Annotated in this window: 16 protein-coding genes; 9 read left to right on the top strand and 7 right to left on the bottom strand. The window is 67.1% G+C overall.

Features of this window, described 5'->3' with window-relative positions:
* Positions 1-74: 74 nt before the first annotated feature.
* The 7 genes from HZI36_RS19410 to HZI36_RS19440 all read right to left on the bottom strand — a co-directional run bounded on the left by HZI36_RS19410 (position 75) and on the right by HZI36_RS19440 (position 13351).
* Complete coding sequence (locus HZI36_RS19410) at positions 75-2585, bottom strand: glycogen/starch/alpha-glucan phosphorylase (protein ID WP_179404284.1); 2511 nt, start codon at positions 2583-2585, stop codon at positions 75-77.
* A 69-nt stretch (positions 2586-2654) separates the two neighbouring features.
* The gene (gene glgA, locus HZI36_RS19415) at positions 2655-4127 is read right to left on the bottom strand and encodes a glycogen synthase GlgA (RefSeq protein ID WP_179404285.1); all 1473 of its coding nucleotides are present in this window, start codon (positions 4125-4127) and stop codon (positions 2655-2657) included.
* Positions 4128-4172: 45 nt separating this feature from the next.
* Positions 4173-5471: a glucose-1-phosphate adenylyltransferase gene (gene glgC, locus HZI36_RS19420; protein WP_179404286.1), complete on the bottom strand. Its 1299-nt coding sequence runs from the start codon at positions 5469-5471 to the stop codon at positions 4173-4175.
* Between the two features lie 96 nt (positions 5472-5567).
* A complete protein-coding gene (locus HZI36_RS19425) occupies positions 5568-7199 on the bottom strand; it encodes an alpha-D-glucose phosphate-specific phosphoglucomutase (RefSeq protein ID WP_179404287.1) in 1632 nt (543 codons plus the stop codon).
* Positions 7200-7351: 152 nt separating this feature from the next.
* Positions 7352-9493: a glycogen debranching protein GlgX gene (gene glgX / locus HZI36_RS19430; RefSeq protein WP_179404288.1), complete on the bottom strand. Its 2142-nt coding sequence runs from the start codon at positions 9491-9493 to the stop codon at positions 7352-7354.
* 1 nt (position 9494) lies between these two features.
* On the bottom strand, positions 9495-11663 hold the full coding sequence (glgB, locus tag HZI36_RS19435) for a 1,4-alpha-glucan branching protein GlgB (RefSeq protein WP_179404289.1): 2169 nt from the start codon (positions 11661-11663) through the stop codon (positions 9495-9497).
* Positions 11664-11716: 53 nt separating this feature from the next.
* Positions 11717-13351, bottom strand: coding sequence for an alpha-glucosidase family protein (locus tag HZI36_RS19440; RefSeq protein WP_179404290.1), 1635 nt, complete (start codon positions 13349-13351; stop codon positions 11717-11719).
* Positions 13352-13882: 531 nt separating this feature from the next.
* Between HZI36_RS19440 and HZI36_RS19445 the strand changes: the two genes are divergently transcribed.
* The 9 genes from HZI36_RS19445 to HZI36_RS19485 all read left to right on the top strand — a co-directional run bounded on the left by HZI36_RS19445 (position 13883) and on the right by HZI36_RS19485 (position 23485).
* Positions 13883-14071 (top strand): hypothetical protein, encoded by a 189-nt coding sequence (locus tag HZI36_RS19445; protein ID WP_179404291.1) that lies wholly within the window; start codon positions 13883-13885, stop codon positions 14069-14071.
* A gap of 83 nt (positions 14072-14154) precedes the next feature.
* Positions 14155-15576 (top strand): hypothetical protein, encoded by a 1422-nt coding sequence (locus tag HZI36_RS19450; RefSeq protein WP_179404292.1) that lies wholly within the window; start codon positions 14155-14157, stop codon positions 15574-15576.
* A gap of 11 nt (positions 15577-15587) precedes the next feature.
* Complete coding sequence (locus HZI36_RS19455; protein WP_179404293.1) at positions 15588-16013, top strand: substrate-binding domain-containing protein; 426 nt, start codon at positions 15588-15590, stop codon at positions 16011-16013.
* Positions 16014-18479 carry a SpoIIE family protein phosphatase gene (locus tag HZI36_RS19460; RefSeq protein ID WP_179404294.1) on the top strand — a complete coding sequence of 822 codons (2466 nt, stop codon included), beginning with the start codon at positions 16014-16016 and terminating at the stop codon, positions 18477-18479.
* A 69-nt stretch (positions 18480-18548) separates the two neighbouring features.
* Positions 18549-18893 carry an STAS domain-containing protein gene (locus HZI36_RS19465; RefSeq protein WP_179404295.1) on the top strand — a complete coding sequence of 115 codons (345 nt, stop codon included), beginning with the start codon at positions 18549-18551 and terminating at the stop codon, positions 18891-18893.
* 55 nt (positions 18894-18948) lie between these two features.
* Complete coding sequence (locus HZI36_RS19470; RefSeq protein WP_179404296.1) at positions 18949-20568, top strand: Na/Pi cotransporter family protein; 1620 nt, start codon at positions 18949-18951, stop codon at positions 20566-20568.
* A 237-nt stretch (positions 20569-20805) separates the two neighbouring features.
* A complete protein-coding gene (groES, locus tag HZI36_RS19475; RefSeq protein ID WP_179404297.1) occupies positions 20806-21099 on the top strand; it encodes a co-chaperone GroES in 294 nt (97 codons plus the stop codon).
* Positions 21100-21144: 45 nt separating this feature from the next.
* A complete protein-coding gene (groL, locus tag HZI36_RS19480; protein WP_179404298.1) occupies positions 21145-22785 on the top strand; it encodes a chaperonin GroEL in 1641 nt (546 codons plus the stop codon).
* A 139-nt stretch (positions 22786-22924) separates the two neighbouring features.
* Positions 22925-23485 (top strand): hypothetical protein, encoded by a 561-nt coding sequence (locus HZI36_RS19485; protein ID WP_246327140.1) that lies wholly within the window; start codon positions 22925-22927, stop codon positions 23483-23485.
* Positions 23486-23489 lie beyond the last annotated feature (4 nt).

Here is a 23489-nt window from a genome sequence, read left to right on the forward strand (position 1 = left end):
TCGGGTTCTTCCTGCTCCTTCTTCTGTGTCAGGCCGCGCGCGGGCGGCCGAATGTGTCAGCGTCGGCGCCTGCGTCAGCGCTGGCTCCGGTCGGCGAGCGTCGTCGTCTGCCAGATGTCGTGCGCGTACTCGGCGATCGTCCGGTCCGACGAGAACGCCCCCATGTTCGCGACGTTCGCGATCGCCTTCGCCGTCCACGCGTGCGGCTGCCGGTACAGCGCGTCGACGCGCTCCTGCGCGGCGACGTACGCGTCGTAGTCGGCCAGCAGCAGATAGTGGTCGCCCCAGTTCACGAGCGTGTCGAACACTGCCTGATAGCGGCCCGGCTCGTCCGGTGAGAACGCGCCGTCGCGGATCTGGTCGAGCGCGCGCTTCAGTTCCGGGTTGCGCTCGTAGTATTCGCGCGGGTTGTAGCCGTGCGCGCGCAGCGCGTCGATCTCGGGCGCGGTGTTGCCGAAGATGAAGATGTTGTCCGCGCCGACCTGCTCGCGGATCTCGACGTTCGCGCCGTCGAGCGTGCCGATCGTCAGTGCGCCGTTCAGCGCGAACTTCATGTTGCCGGTGCCGGACGCCTCGGTGCCCGCGGTCGAGATCTGCTCGGACAGGTCGGCGGCCGGAATGATCAGCTCCGCGAGGCTCACGCTGTAGTTCGGCACGAACGCGACCTTCAGCCGGTTGCCGACGCGCGGATCGGCGTTCACCGTCGCGGCGACGTCGTTGATCAGGTGGATGATCTGCTTGGCCATGTGATACGCGGACGCCGCCTTGCCCGCGAAGATCACGGTGCGCGGCACCCAGTCCGCATCCGGGTTCGCGACGATCCGGTTGTAGCGCGTGACGACGTGCAGCAGGTTCAGCAACTGGCGCTTGTATTCGTGAATGCGCTTCACCTGCACGTCGAACAGCGACGCCGGGTCGAGCGCGAGGCCCATATGCGAGCCGATCCAGTCGACGAGGCGCCGCTTGTTGTCGAGCTTCGCGGCGCGGAACGCATCGGCGAACGCCGGGTCGCTCGCGTGCGGCTCGAGCGCCTTCAGCCGGTCGAGTTCGCGGCGCCAGTCGGGGTCGGCGGTGCGGCCCGCAGTGTGGTCCGCAGGGTGGCCCGCAGTGAAGCCGATCGTGCGGTCGATCAGTGCGGCCAGCGCCGGATTCGCCTGCGACAGCCAGCGCCGCGGCGTGATCCCGTTCGTCTTGTTGTTGAAGCGCTCGGGGAATACGCGCGCGAAGTCCGCGAAGATCGACTGCTTCATCAGCTCCGAATGCAGCTGCGACACGCCGTTCACCTTGTGGCTCGCGACGACGGCCAGATACGCCATTCGCACGCGCCGCTCGCCGTGCTCGTCGATCAGCGACAGCCGGCGCATCAGGTCCATGTCCGCGCCGAAGCGCGCGGTGATCTGCGCGAGCACCGCCGCGTTGATCTCGAAGATGATCTTCAGATGGCGCGGCAGCACGCGGCCGAGCATGTCGACCGGCCAGGTCTCGAGCGCCTCGTGCATCAGCGTGTGGTTCGTGTACGAGAACACGCGCTGCGTCAGCGCCCACGCGCTCGCCCACGGCAGCCGATGGTCGTCGATCAGGATTCGCATCAGCTCCGGCACCGCGAGCACCGGGTGCGTGTCGTTCAGGTGGATCGCGACGCGTTCCGGCAACTGATCGAAGCCGGTGTGGCTCGACAGATAGCGGCGCACCAGATCCTGCAGGCTCGCGGATACGAAGAAGTATTCCTGCCGCAGCCGCAGCTCGCGGCCGGCCGGCGTCGAGTCGTCCGGGTACAGCACGCGCGACACGTTCTCCGAGTGGTTCTTGTTCTCGACCGCGTCGAAGTAATTGCCCTGGTTGAACGCGGCGAGGTTGATCTCGTGCGTCGCCTTCGCGGACCAGAGGCGCAGCGTGTTGGTCGCCTCCGTCGCGTAGCCGGGGATGATCGTGTCGTACGCCATCGCGAGCACGTCCTGCGTGTCGAGCCAGCGCGTGAGCTCGCCGTCCTGCTCGATGCGTCCGCCGAAGCGCACGCGGTACTGCACCTCGGGCCGCGGAAACTCCCACGGATTGCCGTCCGACAGCCAGTAGTCGGGGCTCTCGACCTGCCGGCCGTTCACGATCCGCTGCCGGAACATCCCGTAGTCGTAGCGGATGCCGTAGCCGAAGCCCGGCACGCCGAGCGTCGCCATCGAATCGAGGAAGCATGCGGCGAGGCGGCCGAGCCCGCCATTGCCGAGCGCCGCGTCATGCTCGAGATCGGCGATCTGGCCGAAGTCGACGTCGAGCTCCGCGAGCGCCTGCTTCACGTTGTCGTAGATGTCGAGCGCGAGCAGCGCGTTCGTGAACGTGCGGCCGATCAGAAATTCCATCGACAGGTAGTACACGCGCTTCACGTCCTGCGTGTACTGCTCGCGCGTCGTGCGCATCCAGCGCTCGACGAGGCGGTCGCGCACCGCGAGCGCGGTCGCGTGCATCCAGTCCTGCGGACGCGCGGCGACCGGGTCCTTGCCGACCGCGTAGATCAGTTTGTTCGCGATCGAGTGCTTGAGTGCCGGCACGTCGCTCGAAAGTTGGTCGTATTGGAATGCCTGAAGATTCATCGAACGCTCATTTGATAAGGGAAGGGCGGCCGGCCGTCGCGAGAGGCGCCGGGCCGGCCGCGTTGCGGGTCAGGCGGATCGCGGCGTCGCGATCTGCTGGTAGACCGACATGAACTGCGCGGCGGCCCGGTCCCAGCCGAACTGCTGCTTCATCGCCTGCTTCTGCACCTGCTTCCAGTCGCTCTTGCGCGCGAACAGCGCGAACGCGCGGCGCAGCGCGGCGCGCAGGCTGTCGTCGTCGAAGCGGTCGAACACGAAGCCGGTCGCGATGTCGTCCGCGAGGTTCTCGAGCGCGCTGTCGACGACCGTGTCGGCGAGCCCGCCGACGCGCCGCACGAGCGGCAGCGTGCCGTACTTCAGCCCGTAGAGCTGCGTGAGCCCGCACGGCTCGAAGCGCGACGGCACGCCGATCACGTCGCTGCCCGCGATGATCCGGTGCGACAGATCCTCGTCGTAGCCGATTACGACCGCGACCTGCTCCGGATGCGCGGCGGCGGCCGCGCGGAACGCGCGCTCCATGTCCGCGTCGCCACTGCCGAGCAGCACGAACTGACCGCCGCGATGCAGCAGGTCCGGCAGCGCGGCGAGCATCAGGTGCAGGCCCTTCTGCTCGGTGAGCCGGCTGACGACGCCGAAGAGCGGCGCCGAGTTCTGCACCGCGAGCCCGGTTTCCTGCTGCAGCGCCGTCTTGCACTTCGCCTTGCCGGCGACCGACGACGGCGTGAAGCGCGCGGCGATTCGCGGGTCGGTCGCCGGGTTCCAGATCGCGTCGTCGACACCGTTCAGGATTCCGAGCAGATCGTGCGCGCGGTCGCGCAGCAGCCCGTTCAGCCCGCAGCCCTGCTCGTCGGACTGGATTTCGTTCGCGTAGGTCGGGCTGACCGTCGTGATCTTGTTCGCATAGTAGAGCCCGGCCTTCAGGAACGACACCTGGCCGTAGAACTCGGCGCCGTTCACGTCGAAGAACGACGGCGGCAGGTCCAGCTCGCCGAACGAATACGCGGGAAACACGCCCTGATACGCGAGGTTGTGCACGGTGATCACGCTCGCCGCGCCGCGCTGGCCGGTCGCGAGTTCCGCCGCGCGCAGGTACGCGGGCGCGAGCGCCGCGTGCCAGTCGTGACTGTGCACGACGTCCGGCCGCCAGAACGTGTCGAGCCCTTGCGCGAGCTGCGCCGCGACCCAGCCGAGCAGCGCGAAGCGGCGATGGTTGTCCGCGTACGGGTGCTTGCTCGCATCCGCGTACGGATCGCCGGGCCGATGGTACAGGTCGGGCGCGTCGATCATGTAGATCGCGACGTCGGTGCCGGGCAGCACGCCGTGGTACAGCTTGATGCCGGCGGCCGCGCCGAAGCGCGCCGGCAGCTCGGCGACGAGCGTGCGGTCGGCGATCCCGTCGCGGAACGCGGGAAAGCCGGGCACCAGCAGGCGCGCGTCGCAGCCGAGCGCGGCGAGCGCGACCGGCAACGCGCCGGCGACGTCGGCGAGGCCGCCGGTCTTCAGCAGCGGATAGACTTCGCTGCAAACGTGTAGCACGCGCATGGGCGTTCCTTTCTACGGTTCCTGTCGTGGGTGGCGGGGCGCGCGTTACAGATTCCCGAGACTCTCGAGATTCGCGAGATTCTCGAGCATCGGGCGCGTGACGAGCACGACGCCCTGCTCGGTCCGGTAGAAGCGCTTCGCATCGAGCTCCGGATCCTCGCCGATCACCGTGCCCTCCGGAATCTGGCAGCCGCGATCGATGACGACGCGGCTCAGCCTGCAATTGTGACCGATGTCGCAGGCCGGCAGGATGACAGCCTGATCGATCGTGCAGAACGAGTGGACGCGGACCTGCGAGAACAGCACCGAATTCGACAGATTCGAACCGGAGATGATGCATCCGCCGGATACGAGCGTGTTGAACGCGACGCCCGCCTCGCCGCTGCGGTCGTGCACGAACTTCGCGGGCGGAAGCTGCTCCTGGTGCGTCCAGATCGGCCAGTCGCGGTCGTAGATGTTCAGCGCGGGCGTCGTCGACGCGAGATCGAGGTTCGCGGCCCAGAACGCGTCGACGGTGCCGACGTCGCGCCAGTACGGATTGTCGCGGTTCGCCGCGGGCACGCACGACATCCCGAGCGGATGCGCGAGCGCGCGGCCGTCGGCGACGACGCGCGGAATGATGTCCTTGCCGAAGTCGTGGCTCGAATCGGGGTTCTTCAGGTCGTCCTCGAGCAGCTGGTACAGATACTTCGCGTCGAACACGTAGATCCCCATGCTCGCGAGCGACACGTCGTCGTTGCCGGGCATCGGCGGCGGATCGGCGGGCTTCTCGACGAACGCATGGATCTTGCGCGCCTCGTCGATCGCCATCACGCCGAACGCGCGCGCCTCCGCGCGCGGCACCTCGATGCAGCCGACCGTGCAGCCGGCGCCCGATTCCGCGTGATCGAGCAGCATCAGCGAGTAGTCCTGCTTGTAGATGTGGTCGCCGGCGAGCACGAGCACGTACTCGGGGTGGTACGAGCGGATGATGTCGAGGTTCTGGTAGATCGCGTCCGCGGTGCCGCGATACCAGTGCTCCTCGCCGACGCGCTGCTGCGCGGGCAGCAGATCGACGAACTCGTTCATCTCGCCGCGCAGGAAGCTCCAGCCGCGCTGCAGGTGCCGCAGCAGCGAATGCGACTTGTACTGCGTGAGCACCGCGATGCGCCGCAGCCCCGAGTTCACGCAGTTCGACAGCACGAAATCGACGATGCGGAACTTGCCGCCGAAGTAGACGGCGGGCTTCACGCGATGGTCGGTCAGCTGATACAGGCGCGAGCCGCGCCCGCCGGCGAGCACGAGCGCGACGGTATGGTTGCGGACTTCGCGGGCGGCCGCGAGGCTATCGACGAACTGGTTCATGGCTATCTCCTCATTCTTCTCTCTGAAGCCGCGCACGCTTGGTGCGTGCGCGGCGCAATGCGATGCTGGCCGGGACGGGATGGGGCGCGCTGGCGGTCAGGTCACGACGGTCGGCTCGGTCCTCCCGGTGCGGGCCGCGATGTCGGCGACGCGGCCGGCGATCGCGATCAGGTCGGCGAGCGCCGCCTGCGTGGGGATGTGGTGCTTCGCGCGGTCCGCCTCGTATTGCTCGAGGTAGACGCGCAGCGTCGCGCCCTCGGTGCCGGTGCCGGACAGCCGGAACACGACGCGCGAGCCGCCCGCGAACACGATCCGCACGCCTTGCTGCTTCGACACCGAGCCGTCGACCGGGTCCGTGTACGCGAAGTCGTCGGCGAGCTCGACCGTGTAGCCGTCGAGGCTTTGCCCCGGCAGCGACGGAAGTTGCGCGCGCAAGTGTTCCATCAGCGCGTTCGCGGCCGCGCTGTCGATCGCCTCGTAGTCGTGGCGCGAGTAGTAGTTGCGGCCGAAGCGTGCCCAGTGCTCGCGCACGAGCGTTTCGACGTCCTTGCCCGTCGCGGCGAGGATGTTCAGCCAGAACAGCACGGCCCACAGGCCGTCCTTCTCGCGGATGTGGTTCGAGCCGGTGCCGTAGCTTTCCTCGCCGCACAGCGTCGCGTGGCCGGCGTCGAGCAGGTTGCCGAAGAATTTCCAGCCGGTCGGCGTTTCGTAGCAGCGGATGCCGAGCGCGGCGGCGACGCGGTCGGCGGCGGTCGACGTCGGCATCGACCGCGCGATGCCCGCGAGGCCGTCGCGATAGCCGGGCGCGAGCGTCGCGTTGGCCGCGAGGATCGCGAGGCTGTCCGAAGGCGCGACCGGAAAGCCGCGGCCGACGATCATGTTGCGATCGGCGTCGCCGTCCGACGCCGCGCCGAAGTCGGGCGCCGCGGCGCCGCTCATGCTGGCGATCAGGTCGGCCGCGTTCACCGGGTTCGGGTCCGGATGATGGCCGCCGAAATCCTCGAGCGGCTCGCCGTTCACGACCGTGCCGGCCGGCGCGCCGAGCATGCCTTCGAGGATCGCCTTCGCGTACGGGCCGCCGATCGCGCTCATCGCGTCGTAGCGCATCGTGAAGCCGCCGCTGAACAGCGCGCGGATCGCGTCGAAGTCGAACAGCCGCTGCATCAGCGCCGCGTAGTCGGCGACCGGGTCGATCACGTCGACGGTCATGTTTTCGATCGTCGAGCGGCCGAGCGTGTCGAGATCGACGTCGGGCGCGTCGCTGATCCGGTATTCGCGAATCGTCCCGGTGCGCGCGTGGATCGCGTCGGTCACCTTCTCGGGCGCGGGGCCGCCGTTGCCGACGTTGTACTTGATTCCGAAGTCGCCGTCCGGCCCGCCCGGGTTGTGGCTCGCGGACAGCACGATCGCGCCGAACGCGCCCGTCTTGCGGATCGCGCAGCTGATCGCGGGCGTCGAGAACAGCCCGCCCTGGCCGACCAGCACGCGCCCGAAGCCGTGCGCGGCCGCCATCTTCAGGATCGTCTGCACGGCGACGCGATTGTGGAACCGGCCGTCGCCGCCGAGCACCAGCGTCTGGCCCTGGCTGCCTTCGAGCGAATCGAAGATCGATTGCACGAAGTTCTCCAGATAGTTCGGTTCCCTGAATACCGTCACCTTCTTGCGCAACCCCGATGTGCCCGGCTTCTGGCCGGGGAACGGTTGCGTCGCGATTGTCTTGATCGCCATGTGTCCTCCTTTTCGATTCTGTCGCGCTTCTATCACGCTTCTGCTTCTATCACGTCCATCGCGTCTGTTTCGACCGCCCGTGGCGCTCGTGGCGCCTCGTGTCCGGTCGCGTCCGTTACCTCGTGCCCTTTACCTCAGTTCTTTGCCGCTCGCTAGCGCGCCTCCACCGCGAGCACGACGCCGCGCGCGGGGACCGTCGCGGTGCCGGCCGCGTCGTGCTCGCGCGTGTCCGGCTCGGCGCTGTCGAGCATCACGCGCCACGCGCCCGGCGGCAGCGCGAACACGACGTCGTGCGCATGCGCGTTGAACAGCAGCACGCACGCGTGCGCGTCGGCCGGCCCCGCGACGCGGATGCCGATCGCGCGGCGCGCGCGGTCTTCCCAGTCGGCGGCGGTCATCGGCGTGCCTTCCGGCGTCAGCCACGCGATGTCCGGCTGATTGTCCGGCTGATCGTCCGGCTGATTGTGCGGCTGATTGCGCGGCTGACCGTCCGGCTGCCCCCCGGCGCGCTCGGCGCCGCGCGTGTCACCCTCATACCAGCGCGCATGGCGCAGCGCCGCGTAGCGCTTTCTCAGCGCGATCAGCCTTCGCGTGTAGTCGGCGAGCGCGTGCTCGCCGCGTGCCCAGTCGAGCCAGCAGGTCGCGTTGTCCTGGCAGTAGCCGTTGTTGTTGCCGAGCTGCGAGTGGCCGATCTCGTCGCCGGCGAGCAGCATCGGCGTGCCCTGCGAGAACAGCAGCGTCGCGAGCAGCGCGCGTTGCAGCCGCGCGCGTAGCGCGAGCACCGACGCGTCGTCGGTCGGCCCTTCGACGCCGCAGTTCCAGCTATGGTTGTCCGAGTGGCCGTCGCGATTGTGCTCGCCGTTCGCGTCGTTGTGCTTGTGGTCGTAGCTGACCACGTCGCGCAGCGTGAAGCCGTCGTGCGCGGCGATGAAATTCACGCTCGCGGCTGGTTGCCGCCCACCGTGCCGGAACCGGTCGCTCGACGCGGCGAAGCGCATCGCGAACGCGCCGAGCGTGCCGGCCGAGTCGTCGCCGCGCAGCCAGAAATCGCGCATCGTGTCGCGGTAGCGGTCGTTCCATTCGAGCCAGCCCGCCGGAAAATCGCCGAGCCGATAGCCGTCGGGGCCGATGTCCCACGGCTCCGCGATCAGCTTCACGCGCGCGAGCACCGGGTCCTGGCGAAGCGCCGCGAAGAACGCGGAACCCGCGTCGAAGTCCCGCGCACCGCGCGCGAGGATCGGCGCGAGATCGAAGCGGAAGCCGTCGACGTGCATCTCCTCGACCCAGTAGCGCAGCGAATCCATCACGAGCTGCAGCACGCGCGGCTCGGACAGGTCGAGGCAATTGCCGCAGCCGGTCCAGTTCTCGTAGCGCGCCGGATCGCCGGCGCGCAGCCGGTAGTAGAGCGCGTTGTCGATCCCTCGGAACGACAGCGTCGGGCCGTCCTCGTCGGTTTCGGCGGTGTGGTTGTACACGACGTCGAGCACGACCTCGATCCCGCGCGCATGCAGCGCCTTCACCATGTCGCGGAACTCGCCGATCGGCGTCGTGCCCGCGTGGCCGGATGCATAGCGCGTTTCCGGCGCGAAGAAGCCGATCGTCGAATAGCCCCAGTAGTTCGACAGGCCGAGGTGTTGCAGGCGTGCCTCGTCCGCGCGGTGATGGACCGGCAGCAGGCTCACCGTCGTGATGCCGAGCGCCTGCAAATAATCGAGCATGGCCGGGCTCGTGACGCCCGCGTAGCTGCCGCGCAGCGCGGGCGGCACATCCGGATGCAGCTGCGTGAGCCCTTTCACGTGCAGCTCGTACAGCACGGTGTCGGCGAGCGGCACGCGCGGCGGCGCGTCGTTGTCCCAGTCGTACGGCTCGTGCACGACGCGGGCCTTCAGCGCGACGGCCGCGTTGTCGGCCGGATCGGCGCGGCCCGGCTCGGCCGCGTCGCGGCCATCGAACTCGGCTTGCGCGCGATACCGGCCGACGACGAGCCGCGCGTACGGATCGAGCAGCACCTTGTTCGCGTTGAAGCGCAGGCCCTGGTCGGGCGCGTGCGGGCCCGCGACGCGGTAGCCGTACACGAGCCCCGGCGCCGCGCCGGCGAGATAGCCGTGCCATACGCCGTGCTCGCAGTCCGGCATCGGCAGGCGCGCGAGCTCGCGCCGGCCGTCCGGATCGAACACGCACAGTTCGACCGATTCGGCGCGCGGCGCGACGAGCGCGAAGTTCACGCCGTGGCCGTCCCAGCGCGCGCCGAGTGGGTAGGGCGCGCCGGGTGTCAGTGTGTCCGGAACAGTCATCTCACTCCTCGAGCTTCAGCATGACCGTCGCGAGCGGCGGCAGCGCGAGATTCAGCGAGCAGTCGCGGCCGTGCGCGGCAACCGCTTCCGTCTGCAGCTCGCCGTTCGCGATCCCGCTGCCGCCGTAGCACGGCGCGTCGGTGTTCAGGATCTCGCGATAGCGGCCGGCCCGCGGCGCGCCGATCCGGTAGTCGTGTCGCGGCACCGGCGTGAAGTTGCAGACGACGACCACCAAGCTGCCGTCTTCAGCCTTGCGCACGAACGAGAACACCGAGTTGTCGCGATCGTCGGCGGCAATCCATTCGAAGCCGCGCGAATCGAAGTTCAGCGCGTGCAGCGCGGGTTCGCGCCGCAGCGTCGCGTTCAGGTCGCGCACGAGCCGCTGCACGCCTTCGTGCGGCGCGTACTGGAGCTGATGCCAGTCGAGGCTCGCGTTCGCGTTCCACTCGGCCGACTGCGCGAATTCATTGCCCATGAACAGCAGCTTGCCGCCCGGGTGCCCCCACATGAAGCCGTAGTACGCGCGCAGGTTCGCGAAGCGCTGCCATTCGTCCCCCGGCATGCGCGACAGGATCGACCCCTTGCCGTGCACCACCTCGTCGTGCGACAGCGGCAGCACGAAGTTCTCGCTGAATGCGTACAGCATCCCGAACGTGAGCTTGTCGTGGTGATACTTGCGATGGACCGGGTCTTCGCGCATGTACGTCAGCGTGTCGTTCATCCAGCCCATGTTCCATTTGTAGTGGAAGCCGAGCCCGCCCATCTCGAGCGGGCGCGACACGTTCGGGAAGCTCGTCGATTCCTCGGCCATCGTGATCGCCTCCGGCCGCGCCGCGCAGACGACCTGATTCATCTGCCGCAGGAAGTCGATCGCCTCGAGATTCTCGCGGCCGCCGAAACGGTTCGGAATCCACTCGCCTTCCGCGCGGCTGTAGTCGCGATAGAGCATCGACGCGACCGCGTCGACGCGCAGCCCGTCGATCCCGTAGCGCTCGATCCAGAACAGCGCGTTGCCGGTCAGATAGTTCGCGACCTCGCTGCGGCCGTAGTTGTAGATCAGCGTGTTCCAGTCCTGGTGGAAGCCTTCGCGCGGATCCTCGTGCTCGTACAGGCACGTGCCGTCGAAGCGCGCGAGGCCGTGCGAGTCGGCGGGGAAGTGCGCGGGCACCCAGTCGACGATCACGCCGATCCCGTTCGCGTGCGCGACGTCGACGAAGTGGCGGAAATCGTCCGGCGTGCCGAAGCGCGACGTCGGCGCGTAGAGGCCGGTCGGCTGATAGCCCCACGAGCCGTCGAACGGATGCTCGCTGATCGGCAGCAGTTCGATGTGCGTGAAGCCCATGTCCTTCACGTACGGAATCAGCTCGTCCGCGAGTTCGCGGTACGTGAGCCAGCGGTCGTCGTCCTCGGGCACGCGGCGCCACGAGCCCGGATGGACTTCGTAGATCGTCATCGGCGCGGCAAGCCCGTTCGCGCGCCGCCGCGCCGGATCGCCGTCGCGCACGGGCGGCAGACCATGCACGACCGACGCGGTGCTCGGCCGCATCTCCGCGCGGAACGCGAACGGGTCGGCCTTCATCAGCAGCGCGCCGTCGCGCGTCTTGATCTCGAACTTGTACAGGTCGCCGGGCGCGACGTGCGGAATGAAGATTTCCCACACGCCGCATTCGCGGCGCAGCCGCATCATGTGGCGGCGGCCGTCCCAGTTGTTGAAGTTGCCGACGACCGACACGCGCTTCGCGTTCGGCGCCCAGACCGCGAAACTGGTGCCGGCGACGTCGTCCATCTCGGCCGGATGCGCGCCGAGCTTTTCGTACGGACGATGATGCGTGCCTTCGGCCAGCAGCCACACGTCCATCTCGCCGAGCACTGGCGGGAAGCGATAACAGTCCTCGATGTCCTGCTCGTGCGGGCCCCAGTCGACGCGCAGCCGGTACGCGAAACGGTGCCGGCGGCGCGGCAGGATGCCGGCGAACAGCCCGCTGTCGCCGATGCGCTCGAGCGTCGCGACGCGGCGGTCGCTCGCGCGATCGACGACGGCGACCGACACCGCGTCCGGCAGGAACGCGCGCACGACGAGCTTGCCGTCGACCTGATGCATGCCGAGTACCGCGAATGGATCGTCGTGGTCTCCGTTGGCGAGCGCGGCGATCGTTTCGTTGTCGAGCATCGATGTCTCCGTGTCTGTGCCGATGCGTGGCGTGTGGGTCATCCGGGCCGCCCTCATGCGGCGAGCGTGCCGATCCAGCCGCCGTGCGGCGCGAGATCGAGCCGCGTGCCGGTCAGCTCGGCGCCGGGCAGGCCGTGGCCGTCGAGCGTGCGCGCGACGCCGCCGACGCCGACGCCAGGCAGCGTGAAGCTTTGACGCGTGTCGCCGAGATTGAACACGACGAGCATCCGCTCGGCGCCGAGCGTGCGCTCGAACGCGAGGATCGGCTCGGCCGAATCGACGAAGCGGATGTCGCCGTCGCGGAACACCGGATGCGCTTTGCGCCAGCGGAGAAAATGCCGGAAGAACGCGAGCGCCGACGCCGGGTCGTCCTGCTGCCGGTCGACCGCGTGCGCGACATGCTCGGGTGGCACCGGCAGCCACGGCTCGACCGGCGAGAAGCCGCCGTGCGGCGCGTCCGAGCGCCACGGCATCGGCGTGCGGCAGCCGTCGCGCCCCTTGAACTCCGGCCAGAACGTGATGCCGTACGGATCCTGCAGACGTTCGAACGGGATATCCACCTCGGTCAGCGCGAGCTCCTCGCCCTGATACACGCAGACGCTGCCGCGCAGCGTCGCGAGCAGCGCGAGCACCAGCTTCGCGAGCTGCGGGCTCGCGTGTCCGTTGCCCCAGCGCGACATCACGCGCGGCACGTCGTGATTGCCGGCGGACCAGCAGGCCCAGCCCTGGCCGCCGTATTCGGCGAGCTTCGCCTCCATGTCCTCGACGGTGCCGCGCACGTGCGCGGCGGTGAATTCGGGCGTCAGCAGGTTGAAGCTGTACGCCATGTGCAGCTTGTCGCCGTCGGCCGTGTATTGCGCCATCGTCGTCAGCGCGTCGTCGTCGCCGACCTCGCCGACGCTCGCCGCGCCGTATTCGTCGAGCAGCGTGCGCAGCCGCTTGAAGAACGCAAGGTTCTCCGGCTGCGTCTTGTCGTACAGATGCCGCTGCATCCCGTACGGGTTCTCCGGCGTGACCATGAACGCGCCGAGCGCGGCCGCGGGCGGGTTGTCGCGCAGCGCGCGGTCGTGGAAATGGAAGTTGCACGCGTCGAAGCGGAAACCGTCGACGCCGCGCTCGAGCCAGAAGCGGACCTCGCCGAGCATCGCGTCCTGCACGGCCGGGCAGTGGAAATTCAGATCGGGCTGGCTCGTCAGGAAGTTGTGCAGATAGTACTGGCGGCGGCGCGATTCCCATTGCCACGCGGAGCCGCCGAACACCGACTGCCAGTTCGTCGGCGGCGTGCCGTCCGGCCGCGGGTCGGCCCAGACGTACCAGTCGGCGCGCGGGTTGTCGCGACTCTCGCGGCTTTCGACGAACCACGGGTGCTGGTCGGACGAATGGCTGAGCACCTGGTCGATCGTCACCTTCAGGCCGAGCGCGTGCGCGCGGTCGATCAGCCGGTCGAAATCGGCGAGCGTGCCGAACAGCGGGTCGACGTCCCGATAGTCGGACACGTCGTAACCGAAATCCTTCATCGGCGACTTGAAGAACGGCGAGATCCAGATCGCGTCCGCGCCAAGCGCCTGAATGTACGGGAGCTTGTCGACGAGGCCGGGCAGGTCGCCCACGCCGTCGCCGTTGCTGTCGGCGAAGCTGCGCGGATACACCTGGTAAATGATTCCGCCTCGCCACCACTGATTGGACATCGATGATTCTCCTGTTTGTTCGTCTTGCTTGATGGCGCGCCGGCCGTCATCCGAGGTGCCGATGCCGGCCGCTCGCCGGACAATCGGCCCGACGCGTCGCCATTCCGTGATCGTACGGGCGCGGCGCGCGGGGCGGCCGCTATCCGGCATATGTTCGCGATCAGCGCGCGATGCTTGCGGCGTCGGTTACCCGTGCGGGTGAAAACCGTCGCGGGGCGCGGTGGGCACGGCGTCCATCGCGTGGTCGCACCGGTCGGAACGGCGGGGGTTCGAATGCGGATATCGATGAACGCGCGAGTCGGCCGATAAAGGGACCGACGGCGGATGGCGGCAAGCGTTTGAAGCGGTATGCCGCGGCGTCGAAGCGGAATACCGGATGGTCCGACCTGTCGGTCTGCGATCGGCGATGTGCAGAGTCAGCATGAGGCACCTGCGGAGAAACGAAAAGGCCACGAATCGTAGCGGACACAGTAGTTAAACTACATATCTGCAAAATATGCCGTGACCGCTTTGCCGGGAGCAGGGGCTCCAATGAATTCGATCGTAGATTCCCGAAAATTCGCGTTGAAGTCAATCGAATCTTTGAAAATCTCGAATTATCACGGGTTTGCACGGCTGTTTTATGTAGTTGCCGAATTAGAGCCGGTGGCCGTTGCGTGGCGCGCCGCGATCTGGCGTTACCGCATTCGCGGTATTTCCGATACTGGACCCGGCGCGTAGATTGACGCGCGAATGGTGAATGACCGTCCGCCCGATCGTCGGCGCCGGCGTCGCCCGCGGTGGCCGAAATCGGGGAATAACAAATGAATCACGCATACCGCGTCGCCGGGAACGCGGCACATGGGGAATCGCGTCCCGTGCAGGCAATCGCGCGCCCGCACGGCCGCCGTCGCGTCGTCGCGTGCGCGGCGCTGTCGACGTTGTGTCTTGCAAGCGCGCCGGCGTGGGCGGACGACGCGACCTCCGGCAAGCCCCTCTTCGACACGCTGCATCTGTCGGGGTTTTCAACGCTGGGGCTGACCTACAACGACAACGATAGCGCCGGTGTCGTCAATGCGTACACGCAGAAACGGCCGGCCGAGAACGGCGTGTCCGCTTACCTGGACTCGGTCGTCGGCCTCCAGCTCGAATGGCGCCCGCTGCAGAACACGTCGTTCGTCGCGCAGGCCGTTTCGCGCCCGAGCAACGACATGCAGCCGGAACTGCGCATGGGATATCTACGGCAGCAGTTCGGCACCGACTTCGCGGTGCGCGTCGGCCGCATCCGCAGCCCGGTGTTCTTCGATTCGGACGTCGCCGAGATCGGTTACGCATACATGACGGTGCGCCCGCCGATTCCCGTCTATGGCGACGTGAACAGCTTCAACGGCATCGACGGCGGTGACGTGCAATGGCGACACGCGTTCGGCAGCACCGCGATCCTGGTGCAAGGCTACTTCGGGCACGACGGATACAAGCACTATTTCTACAATCTGAATCCGGTGGCCGCGGCGGATGCGAGCATCAACGGCATCGCCGGATTCGCGGTCAGCGCGTCGCTGCCGAGCGTCACCTTCCGCGTCTCGCGCACCTGGATAAAGGACTACACGTTCCGCTCCGGCGCGATCGATCAGCTCAACGCGGGCCTCGACGACGCATCCGGCGCGCTGACGGCGCTGGCGGCCAATCCGTTCCTGCCCGCGCCGCTGGCGGCCGCGCTGCGCAACCAGGCCGCCGGTATCGACGGATACCGGAATCCGTTCGACAGCCATCCGATCTACACGAGCATCGGCTTCGACGCGACGCTCGACAAATGGCGCGTGCTGGGCGAATGGACGTATCTGGATTCGCGTTCGGCGATCGTCGGCAAATACCAGAGCTATCAGATCACGGTCGGGTACACGCACGGCAATTTCACGCCCTACGTCACGTATGCGCGCCGGGATCGCACGAGTCCGGCATACGGTGCCGGTGCGCTGTCCGCAACGGGGCTGAACCCGGCGCTGGATGCGGGCCTCGCGCAAGCGCAAGGGGCACTCGAGCAGGCCGCCCGATTCGCCGATCTGTCGACCCGCTCCGCCAGCGTGGGCGTGCGCTGGGATTTCAGGGACGGCATGGATCTGAAACTGCAATACGACAGGATCACCACGCCGAATGCGATGACGCCCGGCAACTTCGCGGTATCCAGTCTGCCGTTCAAGAACACGGTGAACCTGATCTCCGCCACTTTCGACGCCGTTTTCTGAGGCCGCAAACCATGAAATCGCTTTACTTCGCGCTGCTGGGCTGCTTTCTGGCCCATACCGCGCTGGCCGAGGAGCCGTTCGTCGTGATCGCGAACCGCGACACGCCGGTCAACCGGATCAGTTCCGACGAGGCCACGCAAATCTTCCTGAAACACGTTCAGAGCTGGCCTGACGGCAAGGCGATCGATCCGATCGACATCGAGGAAGGGTCGCCGCTGCGCACCGAGTTCTACAGCAAGATCACCGGCCGCAGCCCCGCGCAATTGCGTGCGTATTGGGCGCGCCAGGCGTTTACCGGCATGGGTTTCCCGCCCCGGCAGGTCGCGACGGCCGAAGAGGTCAGCAAGATCGTGCAGAACACGTCCGGCGCGATCGGGTATGTCGGCCGGAACGATCGCGACGGGACGGCGAAGATCGTGCTCGACCCGGGCAAGTGAATGACCTCGATACACGTGCCCGCATCCGACACCCGCATCAGGCGGCGCTCCTGCGTGCAGCGCCTGCTGGCGCCCACCATCTGGCTGTCCAGCCACCTGACCTTTTCCCGCAAGTTTCTGTTGATCGGGGCGGTGGTGCTGATGGCGCTCGGCCTGTTGAGCTGGCCGCTGCAACGGCAGGTGCGCGACGAGCGGCGCGTGGCCGGCGTCGAGCGTGAAGGGTTGACGCAGTACGCCGCACAGATCGACGTGCTCGCGAGCCTGATCGCGCTGCGCAGCCAGGGTATCGACGACGCCGGTGCGGCGCCGTCTCCCGCGCTGAGCGCCGACATCGACCGGCTGGCCGACCACGCGGCGCGGGCCGGCATGGCGGCGCCCGCCGAGCGGCTGTTGCGCAACTGGGAGCAGGCGAACAGCCCGGGTGCGGATCACGACCTCCGGAGACGCTTTGCGACGATGACGGCGAGCATCAACGCATTGCTCGCGCTGATCGGGGAAAGTGCGCGCACGTACCGGCTCAGCGTCGATCCGCAGCTCGACGCGACCTTCGACATGCTGACGAACCGCCTGCCGCTGGTGCTGGAAACGCTCGGCAAGCAGCGCGACGCGCTCGCGCTGCACACCGGCGAGATGGCGTCCTACGCGCTGGGTGCGCAGGTCGTGCTGACCGAGTCGACGCCCGCGCTGAAGGCCGGCATCGGCCAGCTGGTGGCGAGTCAGGATCAGGCGGCGGCCGCGTTGCAGCCGGCGCTGCAGCGGTTGCTGGATGGAATCGTCCGGCAGCAGGACGCCGCCGACCAGGCGCTCGACGATCCGAAGGCGAACGACGCGCTGGGCGGGCTCACGCGCGCGAACCTGGCGCTTGCGCAGAGCGTGCTGAAGCAAGCGGCCGCCGTGGCGGACCGGCACCTCGCGTCCCGGATCGACCGGCTCGATCGGACTCGACTGATCGTCGCGACGTTGCTGCTCGGCGTGATCGTGGCCATCGCGTATCTGTTCGCCGGGATCTATCTGTCGACGCTGCGGTCGCTGCGCCGACTGTCCCGGGGGACCGACGCGTTCTGCGGCGGGCAGTTGGCGACGCGCATCGAAGTCGACACCCGCGACGAGCTGGTGCTGGTCGCGCGCAATTTCAACACGATGGCGGCGGAGGTCCAGCGCCTGCTGGCGGTCATCCGTGCGCAGAGCGAGTCTCGCCAGCGCGAGCTGGAAACGCTGGTGCAGCGGCGCACCGCCGAGCTCGCGGACAAGAACGAACTGCTGCTCACCGCCGGCAAGCGCGTGCAGGAGGAGCTTCATCTGGCGCGCAGCATGCAGCTGGCGATTCTGCCGCAGTCGTTTCCGGACGAGGACGGCTGGAGCGTCTGCGCGGGCATGTTCCCGGCGCGCGAGCTGAGCGGGGATTTCTACGATTGCTTCGCGCTGCCCGACGGCCGCTACGGCGTGCTGGTGGCCGACGTGTCCGGCAAAGGCATCGGCGCGGCCTTCTTCATGGCGGTGTCCCGCACGGTGCTGCTCGATCTGTCGTCGGCGGGCAGCTCGCCCGCCGACGTATTCGCGCACGCGAACGCGCTGCTGTGCGAGCGCAATCCGATGGAGCTCTTCGTGACCGCGTGCTACGTGATCTACGACCCGAGCAACGGCAGCCTCGTCTATGCGAGCGCCGGGCATCATCCGCCGCTGTTGCGCAGCGCGTCCGGCGAAGTGACGGCGCTGCCGTGCCCGCGCGACGTCGCGCTGGGCATCCTGCCCGACATGCGCTACACGGATCATGCCGCCGTGCTGGAGCCGGGCGACAGCCTGCTGCTCTATACGGACGGCGTGACCGAGGCGTTCTCCCCCACGGGCGACGAGTACGGCGACGAACGCCTGCGTGCGTGGCTGGCGGCGACGCCCCCCGACGCCACGGCCGGCGATCTGCTCGACGGCCTCGTTCGCGACGTCGCGCAATTCGTCGAAGGGGCGGAGGCGTCGGACGATCTGACTTGTCTGGTTCTTTGCCGAAAGCAAGGAGGCTCCGTGAAGGAAACGCCCCCCGAGGAGTTGCGCGACAAAGCGTTGCTACTGGATTACCGGCTGCGCACGCGGCTCGAGGAGATCGCGACGCTCGCGCAGGCGGTCGAGCGCGCATTGAGCGATCGCCCGGACCTGGCCTTCTCGGCCAATCTGTGCCTCGAGGAATTGATCACCAACACGATCGTGCACGGCCTGCACGGGGCGGCGGACCGCTGGATCCACGTGCGACTGAGCATGTCGGCCGAGTGGCTGGAGATCGCGCTGAAGGACGACGCCCCGCGGTTCGATCCGTTCACCGATGCGCCGGCGCCGACCCTCGATCTGGACGTGGAGGATCGTCCGATCGGCGGCCTCGGCGTGCACATGGTCAAGACCATGATGGACTCGGCACGCGCGTACCACGACGGCAGCGGCAATCTGATCGTACTGCTTAAGACCTTGCAGCAATGAGCACGACGCGGCCGGGGCCACGCCGATGACGCCGGCGCGTCGAATCTTCCAACAGAAGGAGAACGGAACATGACTTTTCAGTGCGAGTGCATCGACGCGAACGGCGTGCGTCAGGTCAATCTGTCAGGCCGGCTGGACAGCGCGACGTCCGGCGATTTCGAGAAGCATATGCAGACACTGTTTGCGTCGTCGGGCGCGAAGGCGCTGATGGATTTCTCGTCGGTCGACTACATCTCCAGCGCGGGGCTGCGCGTGGTGCTGATGGCGGCCAAGCGCGCGAGGCAGGCGCAGGGGCGCCTGGTGCTCTGCGGGTTGCGGCCGCACGTCAGGGAGGTGTTCGAGATCAGCGGCTTCCTGAAGATTCTGACCGTCGCCGACGATCCGTCGGCGGCACTGTCCCACTTCGACGCGTAGCCGGCCGCGGCCGCTCTGTCGATCCGTCACTTCGCACGACGCAGGAGCATCAGCGATGGACATCTTTGCGCTCATTTTCTCCGGGCTCGGTCTGTTTTTTGTCGGCATGCGCTTCATCGGCACGCATTTGCAGCAACTGGTCGGCCGCAAGATGCGGATCATGATCACGCGGGCGGTTTCGCGCAAAGGATCGGTCGCGCTGTTCGGCCTCGCGGCAGGCACCATTTTCCAGAGCGTGAACGCCGTCACCTGTCTGCTGCTGGTGCTGATCGCCGCCGGGGCCATCGACACGCGCCGCGCGTTTTCCGCGATCGCGTGGACCAACATCGGCACGGCGACGCTGGTCGTCATCGCGTCGCTGAACATTCACCTGGCGGTGCTGATCCTGATCGGCCTGACCGGCTGGGCGGTGTTTTTCAGGCTCGACGAGAAGCCGCGCTATCGCCATGTGATCGGCGGGCTGCTGGGCATGGGCATGCTGTTTCTGGGCATCGATTTTCTGAAGGCGAGTGCGACGCTCCTGAAGGCGTCCCCGTGGCTGCACGACCATCTGCTGTTCGCCGCCGACTATCCCGTGCTCGGATTCGCGATCGGCGCCGCCGTCGCGTTCGCGACCCAGTCGGCCTCCGCGATCACGCTGGTGGCGATGTCGATGGCCGCCGCGGGCGTGCTGAACTTCAACGCGGGGGCCATCATGGTCATCGGCGCGTACTTCGGATCGGCGCTGTCGTCGTGGCCGCTGATCGGCCAGCGCAGCGGCAGCGCGCGCCAGTTCGTGCTCTTTCAACTGGCGCTCCGGCTGCTTGGCGCGGGCACGCTGCTGTGCCTCTACATCGGCAATGCGCTGAGCGGCCATCCGTATCTGCAACCGGCGTTGCGCGCGCTGGGCCTGTCGCCCTCCGGCCAACTGGCCGCGCTGTACGTGATGGTGCCGGTTGCGTCCTATCTGATGGTGCAGATCCTCAACGGCCCGCTGATTCGCTGGATCGAAAGGCTCTCCCCGCCGTCCGACGCGGAAACCCTCGGTCGTCCTCGCTATCTGATCGACGGCGCGCTGGCCGAATCCGAGAGCGCGTTGATCCTCGTCAGCAAGGAGTTGCAGCGCCTGCTCGTGACGCTGCCGCTTTACCTTGCGCCGCTGCGCGAGGAGGGCGATTCGAACGGACCGACGATCGACGTGCGCTTCGCCGCCGAGCAGAACGTGCTCAAGGAAGCGGGGCAGTTTCTGACGGAAGTCGTCGACCGCAGCCGCAGCCGCGACGTGCTCGAATACAGCATCGTGCTGCGGGGCCAGAACGAGCTGCTCGGCTCGCTCCAGGAAACCCTGCACGCGATGTGCGCCGCGTGCGGAAATCCGTCGATCGCGGGCGAGATGCGCATGCTGATCGGCAACATCATCGAGAGCCTGCACATGCTGCTCGAGATGCTGGCCGACGCGGCGCGCGAACCCGATCCGGACGACCTGCACCTGCTGCGTGCGCTCACCCACGACCGTTCCGAGTTGATGGATTCCATCCGCCGCGGCCTGCAGCGCGCGGACCAGGCGTTTCCGCTCGATGTCCAGCAATCGATCTTCACGGCGACGTCGCTGTTCGAGCGCTGCGTCTGGCTGCTGCGCCGCTATGTGCTGACGCTGGACAACGCGCAGGCCCGGGAGCAGGTCCGGGGGGCCTGAACGCGCGGCCTGAACGCGCGGCGTGCGACGCCGCCGCCGGAATATCGGGGTTTTCCCGTGGGGCGTCCGGGTCGGCGCCCCGCGCGCGATCGGCCGATCTTCCGGCTCCTTGAAATTGTCAAAACCCGTCCATATAATTAGCACTCGCTGCACGAGAGTGCTAACAATTCTCTGCCGGGCGTTCCGCCGGGCAGGTCCCTCAAGCGTTGTTCAGTCTCATTCAAGAGAGGAGTGAATATGAACCTTCGTCCGTTGCACGATCGCGTGATCGTCAAGCGCCTGGATCAGGAAACCAAGACCGCCTCGGGCATCGTGATCCCGGAAGCCGCAGCAGAAAAGCCGGATCAGGGCGAAATCCTGGCCGTCGGCCCGGGCAAGCGTGACGACAAGGGCGCGCTGATCGCGCTCGACGTGAAGGTCGGCGATCGCGTGCTGTTCGGCAAGTATGCGGGCCAGACCGTCAAGGTCGACGGGCAGGAACTGCTCGTGATGCGCGAAGAAGACATCATGGCCGTCGTCAACGCGCAGTAAGCGTTCGAACGGTCGACATTCCCAAAGTATTCAAGGAGTTAGAAGATGGCAGCTAAAGACGTCGTATTCGGCGATTCCGCCCGCTCGAAGATGGTCGAAGGCGTGAACATTCTCGCCAACGCAGTGAAGGTCACGCTGGGTCCGAAGGGCCGCAACGTGGTGCTCGAGCGCTCGTTCGGCGGCCCGACGGTCACCAAGGACGGCGTGTCGGTCGCGAAGGAAATCGAGCTGAAGGACAAGCTCCAGAACATGGGTGCGCAGATGGTCAAGGAAGTCGCTTCCAAGACCAGCGACAACGCCGGCGACGGCACGACGACGGCAACCGTCCTCGCGCAATCGATCGTTCGCGAAGGCATGAAGTACGTCGCGTCGGGCATGAACCCGATGGACCTGAAGCGCGGCATCGACAAGGCAGTGGCTGCCGCCGTCGAAGAGCTGAAGACGCTCAGCAAGCCGTGCACGACGAACAAGGAAATCGCGCAGGTCGGCTCGATCTCGGCGAACAGCGATTCGTCGATCGGCGATCGCATCGCTGAAGCGATGGACAAGGTCGGCAAGGAAGGCGTGATCACCGTCGAAGACGGCAAGTCGCTCGCCGACGAACTCGACGTCGTCGAAGGCATGCAATTCGACCGCGGCTACCTGTCGCCGTACTTCATCAACAACCCGGACAAGCAAGTCGCCGTCCTCGAGAACCCGTTCGTGCTGCTGCACGACAAGAAGGTGTCGAACATCCGTGATCTGCTGCCGGTGCTCGAGCAAGTCGCGAAGGCTGGCCGTCCGCTGCTGATCATCGCTGAAGACGTCGAAGGCGAAGCGCTCGCGACGCTGGTCGTGAACAACATCCGCGGCATCCTGAAGACCGTTGCGGTCAAGGCGCCGGGCTTCGGCGATCGTCGCAAGGCGATGCTGGAAGACATCGCGATCCTGACCGGCGGTCAAGTGGTTGCGGAAGAAACCGGCCTGACGCTCGAGAAGGCGACGCTGGCTGAACTGGGCCAGGCGAAGCGCATCGAAGTGGGCAAGGAAAACACGACGATCATCGACGGCGCTGGCGAAGCCGTGAACATCGAAGCGCGCGTGAAGCAGATCCGCACGCAGATCGAGGAAGCGACGTCGGACTACGACCGTGAAAAGCTGCAAGAGCGCGTGGCGAAGCTGGCCGGCGGCGTGGCGGTGATCAAGGTCGGCGCTGCGACCGAAGTCGAAATGAAGGAAAAGAAGGCACGCGTCGAAGACGCGCTGCACGCGACCCGCGCTGCCGTTGAAGAAGGCATCGTCCCGGGCGGCGGCGTTGCGCTGATCCGCGCTCGCACCGCGATCGCAGGCCTGACCGGCGTGAACGCCGACCAGAACGCCGGCATCAAGATCGTGCTGCGCGCGATGGAAGAGCCGCTGCGCCAGATCGTCACGAACGGCGGCGAAGAAGCGAGCGTCGTGGTGGCGGCGGTTGCCGCGGGCAAGGGCAACTACGGCTACAACGCAGCGACGGGCGAGTACGTCGACATGGTCGAGGCCGGCGTCGTCGACCCGACCAAGGTCACGCGCACCGCGCTGCAGAACGCCGCATCGGTCGCCGGCCTGCTGCTGACGACGGACGCAGCCGTTGCCGAACTGCCGAAGGAAGACGCCCCGATGGCGGGCGGCATGCCGGGCGGCATGGGCGGCATGGGCATGGACATGTAATCGACTTCGGTCGAGGGTGTCCGGGGCGCGCGGCGACGCGTGCCTCAGCCAAAAAAAGACCCGCAGCGATGCGGGTCTTCCGGTTGCTGACGAATCCCACGTTTTTCGGAACGTGGGATTCGTCTTTTTGGAGACCATGATGGGCACGGTACATCCAAGAAATAGTATTCGACGGGGTCTTGTGGCGTTTGGCGTCGCGGTCTGGTTTGCCGGATGGGGCCAGGCGCATGGGAAAACCGTGATGGATTCGCACATGACGCAGCCGACGATGACGCTGTGGCAAGCCATTGACGCATTGGCGCAGCAGATCCCGTTCTCGAGAACGAAGATCGAGAACGTGTTCGCGATCCCGCTGGCCGAGGCCGACGACGAAGGAAACGACGTGTTCCAATTCTTCAAGAGCACGCCCTTCGAGCTTTCGGACGGCGTGATTATCGAAGATGTGGATTTGCGCGTGAAGCGCAAAGGCACCCATCCGGGATTCATGGTGCTGCACGTCGGTGGTTCCTGCGTGGGGCTCGACGTGGTTCGCGGGCGCTACAATCATCTCGGCATTACCGACGTTCCGCATGGGCGTTCGCTCGACGACGCGACGACGTATTCGGCGACTCTGCAGTGGGGCAAGCTGTCGTTCGGTTTCAAGGAGCGAAATCCCGGTTGTCTCGCGTTCGTGTCGTTCGAACCCAAGCAGGACGAATAGCCTC

Origin of the sequence: Burkholderia guangdongensis (assembly GCF_013403875.1) — a bacterium.
Lineage (GTDB): Bacteria > Pseudomonadota > Gammaproteobacteria > Burkholderiales > Burkholderiaceae > Burkholderia > Burkholderia guangdongensis.

What these genes read in the sequence shown, in the direction of transcription:
- groES (WP_179404297.1), top strand. Translation starts at nt 20,806, where the DNA reads ATGAACCTTCGTCCGTTGCACGATCGCGTGATCGTCAAGCGCCTGGAT.
- HZI36_RS19455 (WP_179404293.1), top strand. Translation starts at nt 15,588, where the DNA reads ATGAAATCGCTTTACTTCGCGCTGCTGGGCTGCTTTCTGGCCCATACC.
- HZI36_RS19465 (WP_179404295.1), top strand. Translation starts at nt 18,549, where the DNA reads ATGACTTTTCAGTGCGAGTGCATCGACGCGAACGGCGTGCGTCAGGTC.
- HZI36_RS19450 (WP_179404292.1), top strand. Translation starts at nt 14,155, where the DNA reads ATGAATCACGCATACCGCGTCGCCGGGAACGCGGCACATGGGGAATCG.
- HZI36_RS19425 (WP_179404287.1), bottom strand. Translation starts at nt 7,199, where the DNA reads ATGGCGATCAAGACAATCGCGACGCAACCGTTCCCCGGCCAGAAGCCG.
- HZI36_RS19485 (WP_246327140.1), top strand. Translation starts at nt 22,925, where the DNA reads ATGGGCACGGTACATCCAAGAAATAGTATTCGACGGGGTCTTGTGGCG.
- glgA (WP_179404285.1), bottom strand. Translation starts at nt 4,127, where the DNA reads ATGCGCGTGCTACACGTTTGCAGCGAAGTCTATCCGCTGCTGAAGACC.
- HZI36_RS19410 (WP_179404284.1), bottom strand. Translation starts at nt 2,585, where the DNA reads ATGAATCTTCAGGCATTCCAATACGACCAACTTTCGAGCGACGTGCCG.
- HZI36_RS19440 (WP_179404290.1), bottom strand. Translation starts at nt 13,351, where the DNA reads ATGTCCAATCAGTGGTGGCGAGGCGGAATCATTTACCAGGTGTATCCG.
- HZI36_RS19460 (WP_179404294.1), top strand. Translation starts at nt 16,014, where the DNA reads ATGACCTCGATACACGTGCCCGCATCCGACACCCGCATCAGGCGGCGC.
- glgC (WP_179404286.1), bottom strand. Translation starts at nt 5,471, where the DNA reads ATGAACCAGTTCGTCGATAGCCTCGCGGCCGCCCGCGAAGTCCGCAAC.
- glgX (WP_179404288.1), bottom strand. Translation starts at nt 9,493, where the DNA reads ATGACTGTTCCGGACACACTGACACCCGGCGCGCCCTACCCACTCGGC.
- HZI36_RS19445 (WP_179404291.1), top strand. Translation starts at nt 13,883, where the DNA reads ATGAATTCGATCGTAGATTCCCGAAAATTCGCGTTGAAGTCAATCGAA.
- groL (WP_179404298.1), top strand. Translation starts at nt 21,145, where the DNA reads ATGGCAGCTAAAGACGTCGTATTCGGCGATTCCGCCCGCTCGAAGATG.
- glgB (WP_179404289.1), bottom strand. Translation starts at nt 11,663, where the DNA reads ATGCTCGACAACGAAACGATCGCCGCGCTCGCCAACGGAGACCACGAC.
- HZI36_RS19470 (WP_179404296.1), top strand. Translation starts at nt 18,949, where the DNA reads ATGGACATCTTTGCGCTCATTTTCTCCGGGCTCGGTCTGTTTTTTGTC.